Source organism: Exiguobacterium sp. USCH10, assembly GCF_037619445.1.
GTDB lineage: Bacteria > Bacillota > Bacilli > Exiguobacteriales > Exiguobacteriaceae > Exiguobacterium > Exiguobacterium aestuarii_A.
In genome coordinates, this window is the sequence record NZ_JAQPZO010000018.1 from 1 (window position 1) to 7,382 (window position 7,382).

General features: G+C 52.1%; 8 protein-coding genes. 1 reads left to right on the plus strand and 7 read right to left on the minus strand.

Annotated elements, in window-relative coordinates; all coding sequences use genetic code 11:
- The first annotated feature begins 222 nt into the window (after window positions 1-222).
- Complete coding sequence (locus PQI28_RS15380; RefSeq protein WP_445236764.1) at window positions 223-1,146, plus strand: GGDEF domain-containing protein; 924 nt, start codon at window positions 223-225, stop codon at window positions 1,144-1,146.
- Between the two features lie 69 nt (window positions 1,147-1,215).
- Here the strand turns inward: PQI28_RS15380 and PQI28_RS15385 are convergent, their stop codons facing one another.
- The 7 genes from PQI28_RS15385 to PQI28_RS15415 form a co-directional block, all read right to left on the minus strand.
- Window positions 1,216-1,950, minus strand: coding sequence for a polysaccharide deacetylase family protein (locus PQI28_RS15385; protein ID WP_339963811.1), 735 nt, complete (start codon window positions 1,948-1,950; stop codon window positions 1,216-1,218).
- A gap of 54 nt (window positions 1,951-2,004) precedes the next feature.
- Entirely contained in the window at window positions 2,005-2,484 is a 480-nt protein-coding gene (locus tag PQI28_RS15390) for a GNAT family N-acetyltransferase (protein ID WP_339963812.1), read from the minus strand.
- A gap of 5 nt (window positions 2,485-2,489) precedes the next feature.
- Complete coding sequence (locus PQI28_RS15395) at window positions 2,490-2,771, minus strand: hypothetical protein (RefSeq protein ID WP_339963813.1); 282 nt, start codon at window positions 2,769-2,771, stop codon at window positions 2,490-2,492.
- 116 nt (window positions 2,772-2,887) lie between these two features.
- The gene (gene gntK / locus PQI28_RS15400; protein ID WP_339963814.1) at window positions 2,888-4,387 is read right to left on the minus strand and encodes a gluconokinase; all 1,500 of its coding nucleotides are present in this window, start codon (window positions 4,385-4,387) and stop codon (window positions 2,888-2,890) included.
- A 16-nt stretch (window positions 4,388-4,403) separates the two neighbouring features.
- The gene (locus tag PQI28_RS15405; RefSeq protein ID WP_214744448.1) at window positions 4,404-5,747 is read right to left on the minus strand and encodes a GntT/GntP/DsdX family permease; all 1,344 of its coding nucleotides are present in this window, start codon (window positions 5,745-5,747) and stop codon (window positions 4,404-4,406) included.
- An 88-nt stretch (window positions 5,748-5,835) separates the two neighbouring features.
- Window positions 5,836-6,717: a phosphogluconate dehydrogenase (NAD(+)-dependent, decarboxylating) gene (gene gnd, locus PQI28_RS15410; protein WP_339963815.1), complete on the minus strand. Its 882-nt coding sequence runs from the start codon at window positions 6,715-6,717 to the stop codon at window positions 5,836-5,838.
- A gap of 309 nt (window positions 6,718-7,026) precedes the next feature.
- A partial coding sequence (locus PQI28_RS15415; protein ID WP_339963816.1) for an RNA-guided endonuclease TnpB family protein occupies window positions 7,027-7,382 on the minus strand: 356 nt, incomplete at its 5' end.

Genomic DNA, 7,382 nt, shown 5'->3' on the forward strand with positions numbered 1-7,382 from the left:
GCACACCCTCATCTGGAGGTTTGAGCAAAACAGAAATGGACTGCGCTCGCACAAGCACTTCAGAATCCCACTCATCCCGAAGGGTGAGTTTGCGGCTTTAGCCGTGGGAGTGTCAATGGCATCTATTTCATCTCGAAGATCATGAACTATCATACGAGACATGTACACATTCAGAAACTCCTCATCGGTGTGTTATCAGGCTGTTTCGGGATTTTTCTAATCATGCAAAGCGTTCAATTTGAGAATACCGTAAAAATTGATTTTCGGTTTCTCGTTCTCCTTTTACTCGGATTTTACCGTTTGGTCTCACCATTGTTCATCGCAGCCACGATTATGTCGATTCATCGATTCAGCTACGGCATCGATTTTTACTCAATCGTGGCCTGCGTTGCCCTCTTTACGATGGTGATCGGGACGATTCTGACATATCGGATTGTTTGGCTACAGAAGCGGCTTTTCCAATTTGGTCTCACGTTGAATGTGTGGACGTGTTTGGTCGCAGCCATGGGAATCCTTGTCGGCGGCGGGTTTACGGAACGTGCTCTCGATGTCGCGTTGTTGGTCACGCTGATCAGCTTCCCGATCGGGTTATTGATCACCATGTTGAATATTGACCTGTACCTCATTCATCACCGTGTGCGAGAGTATAAAATCTCGGCGGAGACGGACCACTTGACGGGTCTCGCCAACCGTCGGGCATGGGAGATGCAGATGAAAAAGTTCAAAGGGCAATATGCGACGTGCAACGTCTTGATTTTAGATATCGATCACTTCAAACAAATCAACGATCAATATGGCCACGCGAACGGGGATGAGGTGTTGAAGCAATTTGCAGAACTGTTACACCGAGAGACGCGGAATCAAGACATTAAAGCGCGGATTGGTGGAGAAGAGTTCGGCATCTTGATTCCGATGCTCTCTCAGACCGAGGTGGTCAACGTGGCGGAGAGGATTCGGAGCAGCATCTCCAAGCATGAGTTCAAGCTGCTCGATGGCGAACGGATTCATCTTTCCGTTTCAATCGGAATTGCGAACGGGAAGAGCGAGCACCTTCGCGAGATGATTCGTCTGGCAGATGAATGCTTGTACGAAGCAAAAAATAGTGGCAGAAACCGTACGCACGTGACAGAAAGTGTCGTCGGATAGACAAGGCGCATCGGAATCCCGATGCGCTTTTCATGTGAAAAAAACTGTAGACCACGAGATGGCCTACAGTCATGGGGTTGTATGTTCGTCAGCGTGTGGTTCCCACGCATCTGAAAAGTTATGGGGCGGGTGAACGCCTTCGAGCGTCCGAAATTCGTAGTCCCGCTCTTTCGCATAGCGGATGATTGTATCGAGTGCTTCCGGTGTCATCGAATGATCGTGCGCCAAGATGATGGAAGCAATATTCGCAGCACGATTCGCCTCGAGTCGATTGAACACGCGCTGCTCGACCCGGGCATTGTCTTTCTTATACACGTGATCGAGACTGCCGACATTCCAGTCCCAAATCTCAAACCCGGCTTCAGTCATCGCTTGCCAGTGTGCAGGTGTCATGCCGGCGTCACTCCCGTAAATGGTTCGGGCCATACTCGTATGGATGCCCGTCACTTCATAAATGAGCGCTTGCACTTCCTGCATCTGTTGTACCGCTGTCACCGGCGTTTCATAAAACTCTTCCCGGTCGTGCCTCATCCCGTGTAAGGCAATCAAGTGACCCTCAGCAACGATTCGATGGAGGAGATGCTCATTTCCCTCGATGTTCTTCCCGAGGATGAAAAAGGTCGCCTTCACCTGATGCTTCTTCAACACGTCGAGCAGTTTTCCCGTTTTCCAGTTCGGTCCATCATCAAGCGTCAGATAGATGAGACTCGGGTCATTATACGCTTTCGGTTCCGGGATCGCCGCTTGTGACAAAGTACCGATCAACAAAAAAATAGACATAAGCAATAGAACGCGTTTCTTCATTCTGACAATAGCTCCCTCGAGTCAAAAAACAAGCGACATATGACACATACCTTATCACATATCCGAGACATCGAGACGATAAATTTGTTCGTCGAGTTCTGTCGTGAGATAGGTGAAGTTCAATTTCTTCAATAGCGCGATCGACGCTTCGTTCGTCTCAAGGACGCCGGCTTTGAACGCTTCTGCTCCTTGGTCGGCCAAGTGACGAATCAATCCCGACATCACCTCGAATGCATAACCTTGGCGAGCACGAGTTGGCGTGATGGTATAGCCAATCCAATACGTCGTACCTTCTTGGTGGATATACACGTCCCCAATCAACTCATCCGTCGCTTGGTTGATGATGGCGAGTTGCATGCCGTGTTGAAGCGATTGTTCGCCGAGTAGAGCGTTCTCGTATTCCGTATAGCTAAGACCTTTAAACGATTGATGCTTCATCCAGTCCAAGTCGTTCCGATAGGTCATGAACGACTCGATGTCTTGTCGTTCGAAAGGGCGGATGAGGCAACGTGGTGTCGTGAGTATGATCATCATATCGCTCAAACGACTTTCTTTTCTTTTTTGAATAGACCGACCAATAGAAGCGCAAGACCACTAAAGAAGATTGCAGGGAAAATAAACCACATAATCAATCCGGCCCAACCGTTCTGCATACTGATGGCGTAGGAGAGTCCGATTGAAAAGGCTAGTGCTGGTGAAATGGGGATCATGAGCGCAACACCCCATATTTTAAATTTTGTATTTCGTTCTTCGCCCGTACTGAACCAATACGCCACGAATGCGCCTAAACTTGCAATGAGATATCCGATTGCGATCGCCATTTGACCAATCCCTTCTCTAATGTTGACAGTTCAACCTCGCACTTACTTTCCATGTATGAAACGAAATCTCCTGTCATGATTCAAAAAACCGAGCCCTTGAAGGACTCGGTTTGACGTCACACATGCTTCCGTTGAAACGCCGAAATGGCTTCATATTCTTCCGACAGATGACGCGACAGGCGAATGTAGATCGGCAAAAGCTCCCGATAGACGTTCGTCGCTTCCATGTTCGGTGCATGCTCGTGGGTCACTTGCGGCACTTCTTGGAACTCCTCAATGTCCCCGAATGCATATTCTCCGAGCATGACGGCCCCGAGGCATGAGCTTTCGTGACTTTCCGGCACGACGACCGGTGTGTCGAAGATGTCCGCCATCATTTGACGCCAGAGGCTCGACTGGGCAAAGCCACCTGTCGCATGGATGCGGTTCGGCGCACCCGTCAACTCGTCGAGTGCGAGCATGACCGTATACAGGTTGAAGATGACGCCTTCCAATACGGCACGAATGAAGTGTTCGCGCTTATGGTGAATGCTGAGCCCGAAGAAGGAACCCCGTGCATTCGAATCCCAAAGTGGGGCGCGTTCACCCATCAAATACGGATGGAACAGGAGACCGTCCGCACCCGGTTTGACCGTCTCGGCGATTCGCGTCAACACGTCGTACGCATCGATGCCGAGCCGTTTCGCCGTCTCGACCTCACTTGCTGCGAACTCGTCACGAAGCCAGCGGAGGATGATCCCACCGTTATTGACCGGTCCACCGATCACCCAATGCTTGTCCGTCAGCGCATAACAGAAGATGCGACCTTTCGGATCTTCGACCGGTTCAGAGACGACCGTCCGAATGGCGCCACTCGTCCCGATCGTCACGGCGACGACCCCTTGTTCGAAGGCACCGACACCGAGGTTCGAGAGCACGCCGTCGCTTGCCCCGATAACGAGCGGGAAGTCCCAGCCGAGCGTCTCGGTCACGTCAGGTGTCACGTGTAAAATCTCTGTCGTCGGCACGAGCTCGGATAAACGATCTGGTGTCACACCGGCAACTTCAAGTGCTTCTGTGTCCCAATCCTGTTGTTTCAAATTGAAGAGTCCTGTCGCCGAGGCGATGGAGTGGTCGACGACGAAGCGTCCCGTCAATCGATAAAAGACATACTCTTTGATGGAGACGAACTTGGCTGTCTGTCCAAAGACGTCAGGATGTTCGGATTTCAACCAGCGCAGCTTCGACAGCGGTGCCATCGGGTGGACCGGGGTACCGGTGCGCATATGGAGGGCGCTCGCGTCAAAGTCGCGTTTGATTTCTTGCGTATACGGGTTCGCCCGGCTGTCGGCCCACGTGATGCTGTTCGTGAGCGGACGTCCTGATGCATCGAGTGCGATCAGGCTGTGCATCGCCGAACTGAACGATGCGAAGCGAATCGGACCGTCCGCTTTGGCGCGGACCGCCGAGATGGCTTCGAGCACGGCCCCATAGATGACGACCGGGTCTTGCTCGGCCGTCTCCGTATCGGGCGTGAGAAGCGGATACAACACGTTATGTACCGCCAATTGTTGATGACCGTTGAACAGGACAGCTTTCGTACTCGTCGTCCCGATATCGACCCCAATCGTAAACACACAATCACTTCCTAACTTAGATGATAAATAGGCTAATCAAGAACACGACGGCAAAGCCGGTGAGTCCGATAATCGTTTCCATGATCGTCCATGACTTGAGCGTATCTTTCACGTCAAGACCGAAGTAGCGGTTGACGAGCCAGAAACCTGAATCGTTGACGTGCGAGAGGACAGTCGCCCCTGAGGCGATGGCGATAACGATCAAACCGAGTGCTGCGCCCGTGATGTTTTGGATTTCAAGTAGCGGTGTGATGAGTCCGGCTGCTGTGACCATCGAGACCGTTGCTGATCCTTGGGCGACACGGACGACCGTCGCGATCAAGAAGGCGAGGACGATTGCCGGCAGTGGTGAACCAGCCATCATTTCACCGAGCACGTCACCGACACCAGAGTCGATGAGTACTTGTTTGAACACACCACCGGCCCCTGTGACGAGGATGATGATCCCGGCTGGTTCGAGTGCTTTCGTTGCGATCTCCTGTACTTCGTCACGTGAATACCCACGGCGTGTCCCGAGGAAGACGAACGTGAGAAGCGTCGCAATCGTCAAGGCGACGAACGGGTGTCCGAGGAACGTCAAGAAGTCACGGACGGCGTTACCTTCATCTAAGAGTACCGCAGAGAGCGTGTTCGCTAGGATCAACACGAGCGGGATCAAGATGAGCGACAAGATCATTTTGAAGCTTGGCAATTCTTTCGATGTATCGATTTCTTTGAATTCCATGTAATCCGGAATCGTCACATGAATCTTCTTAGCAATATACTTCCCAAAAACAGGACCGGCTAAAATCATCGCTGGAATCCCGGCGAGAACACCGAACAAGATGACCCAACCGAGGTCGGCACCGATCAAGTTCGCAACCGCGATCGGACCAGGTGTCGGCGGGATGAAGCTGTGCGTGACCGCAAGACCCGCGAGGAGCGGAATTCCATAGTAGAGAAGCGAACGTCCCGTCTTTTTGGCGAGACCGTATACGATTGGGACAAGAATGATGAAACCGACATCGAAGAAGACCGGAACGGCGACGATGAACCCGGTGATCCCGAGTGCCCATTGTGCCTTGTCTTCCCCGAACTTACTGACGAGCGTCTGGGCGAGGCGTTCCGCGCCACCTGATACTTCAAGCATTTTCCCGAACATCGCGCCGAGACCGACGACGACGGCGACGAAGCCGAGCGTTCCGCCCATCCCGCTTTGGATGGAGGCGATGACGTCCCCGAGTGGCATGCCTGCAGCGACCCCGACGATTAAACTGACAAGTAACAACGAAACGAATGCGTGAAGCTTTGTGCGAATGACTAAAAATAAGAGCAAGAAGATCCCGGCTAAGGCGATCAAAATAAGTGTTGAGCCAGACATTGGGTTTTCCCCCTAAAGTTTAATATGTAACCGTTTACAGTTTCTGACAAAGGAAAAGGTCAACTCCCCGTGACCTTTTCCGCATTTCTTACTTCTTGACGACCGCATGACCACCGAACTCGTTGCGGAGCGCGGCGACGACTTTACCTGAGAACGTGTCGTCTTCAAGGGAGCGGTAGCGCATCATGAGCGACAAGGCGATGACCGGTGCGGCTGCCTGAAGGTCGAGCGCCGTTTCGATCGTCCACTTGCCTTCACCCGACGAATGCATGACCCCACGGATTTCATCGAGCTTTGCATCTTTCTTGAAGGCGTTCTCTGTGAGCTCCATGAGCCAAGAGCGGACGACCGACCCGTGATTCCACACACGTGCGACTTGTTCGTAGTCGTAATCGAACGGGCTTTTCTCGAGAATGTCGAACCCTTCGGCGATTGCCTGCATCATCCCGTACTCGATTCCGTTATGGATCATCTTCAAGAAGTGACCACTTCCGGCAGGTCCTGTATACAGGTAGCCGTTCTCGACAGACAAGTCTTTGAAGATTGGCTCGATTGTCGGCCACGCGTCGGCGTCACCCCCGACCATCGTACAGGCACCGTTCCGGGCACCGTCCGTCCCGCCGCTCGTTCCGCAGTCAAAGAACTTGATGTCCTTCTCGGCGAACTGTTCGGCGCGTGCGACCGAGAGCTTGTAGTTCGAGTTCCCACCGTCAATGACGATGTCGCCCGGTTCGAGTCGCTCATATAGTTCCGCGAGCACCGTTTCCGTGACGTCTCCGGCAGGGACCATCGCCCAGATGACGCGTGGCGTCGACAGCTTGCTCACGACATCCTCGAGCGTCGGCACGATGGTGAACGCGTCCGATGTGACGTCCCCGACGTCCGTCCCGACGACCGTATGTCCGTGGTCACTCAAGTTGAGGGCTAAGTTGTAGCCCATCTTTCCTAAACCAATCAAACCAATTTCCATATTGTCACCCCTGAAAAAGAATTTTTTTCCGTCTCTAGATTCATCATATCAAAATAAATTCGATTTACAAGTCGAATCACGGAATTTTTTTCGAGTAATGCAAAAAAAGCGTCCCGGCTTAATTCGTAGGCGGGACGACGGACAGGCACTCTTATATAGATACAAGAACGAACGATCAATCTTTGAGAGTGAACTACTCGCCACTTATTTGCTTCACAAATTGAAGTGGGAGCTTCTTGGGAAGACCGTGCTCTTACCAGCCACGGTTATTTACCAAGCTCGTCGGGCAGTCCCTGCCCTGAATGGTTGTCAGTCGGCCAACATCAATAGGTTGAGGCTCGCGTTGATGTCACGGTCATGGTACGCACCACAATGAATACACGTCCATTCACGGACATCCATCGTCTTCTTCTCGCCTTTTACTCCGCAAGAAGAACAGATCTGCGTCGATGCGTACCAGGGGTCTGCCATGATGAGCGTCCGTCCGTAGAACTTGCATTTGTATTCTAGCTGTCGGACGAACTCATACCAACTGACATCTGCAATCGATTTGGCGACCTTGTGGTTCTTCATCATGTCCTTCGATGACAATGTCTCCACGACGATGACTTGGTTCTCGTCAACGATCCGTCTCGACAGCTTGTGAAGGAAGTCCTTGCGTTGGT

Excerpts from the sequence above, each read along its gene's own strand:
- PQI28_RS15380 (WP_445236764.1), top strand. The coding sequence starts at position 223 with ATGCAAAGCGTTCAATTTGAGAATACCGTAAAAATTGATTTTCGGTTT.
- PQI28_RS15385 (WP_339963811.1), bottom strand. The coding sequence starts at position 1,950 with ATGAAGAAACGCGTTCTATTGCTTATGTCTATTTTTTTGTTGATCGGT.
- PQI28_RS15390 (WP_339963812.1), bottom strand. The coding sequence starts at position 2,484 with ATGATGATCATACTCACGACACCACGTTGCCTCATCCGCCCTTTCGAA.
- PQI28_RS15395 (WP_339963813.1), bottom strand. The coding sequence starts at position 2,771 with ATGGCGATCGCAATCGGATATCTCATTGCAAGTTTAGGCGCATTCGTG.
- PQI28_RS15405 (WP_214744448.1), bottom strand. The coding sequence starts at position 5,747 with ATGTCTGGCTCAACACTTATTTTGATCGCCTTAGCCGGGATCTTCTTG.
- gnd (WP_339963815.1), bottom strand. The coding sequence starts at position 6,717 with ATGGAAATTGGTTTGATTGGTTTAGGAAAGATGGGCTACAACTTAGCC.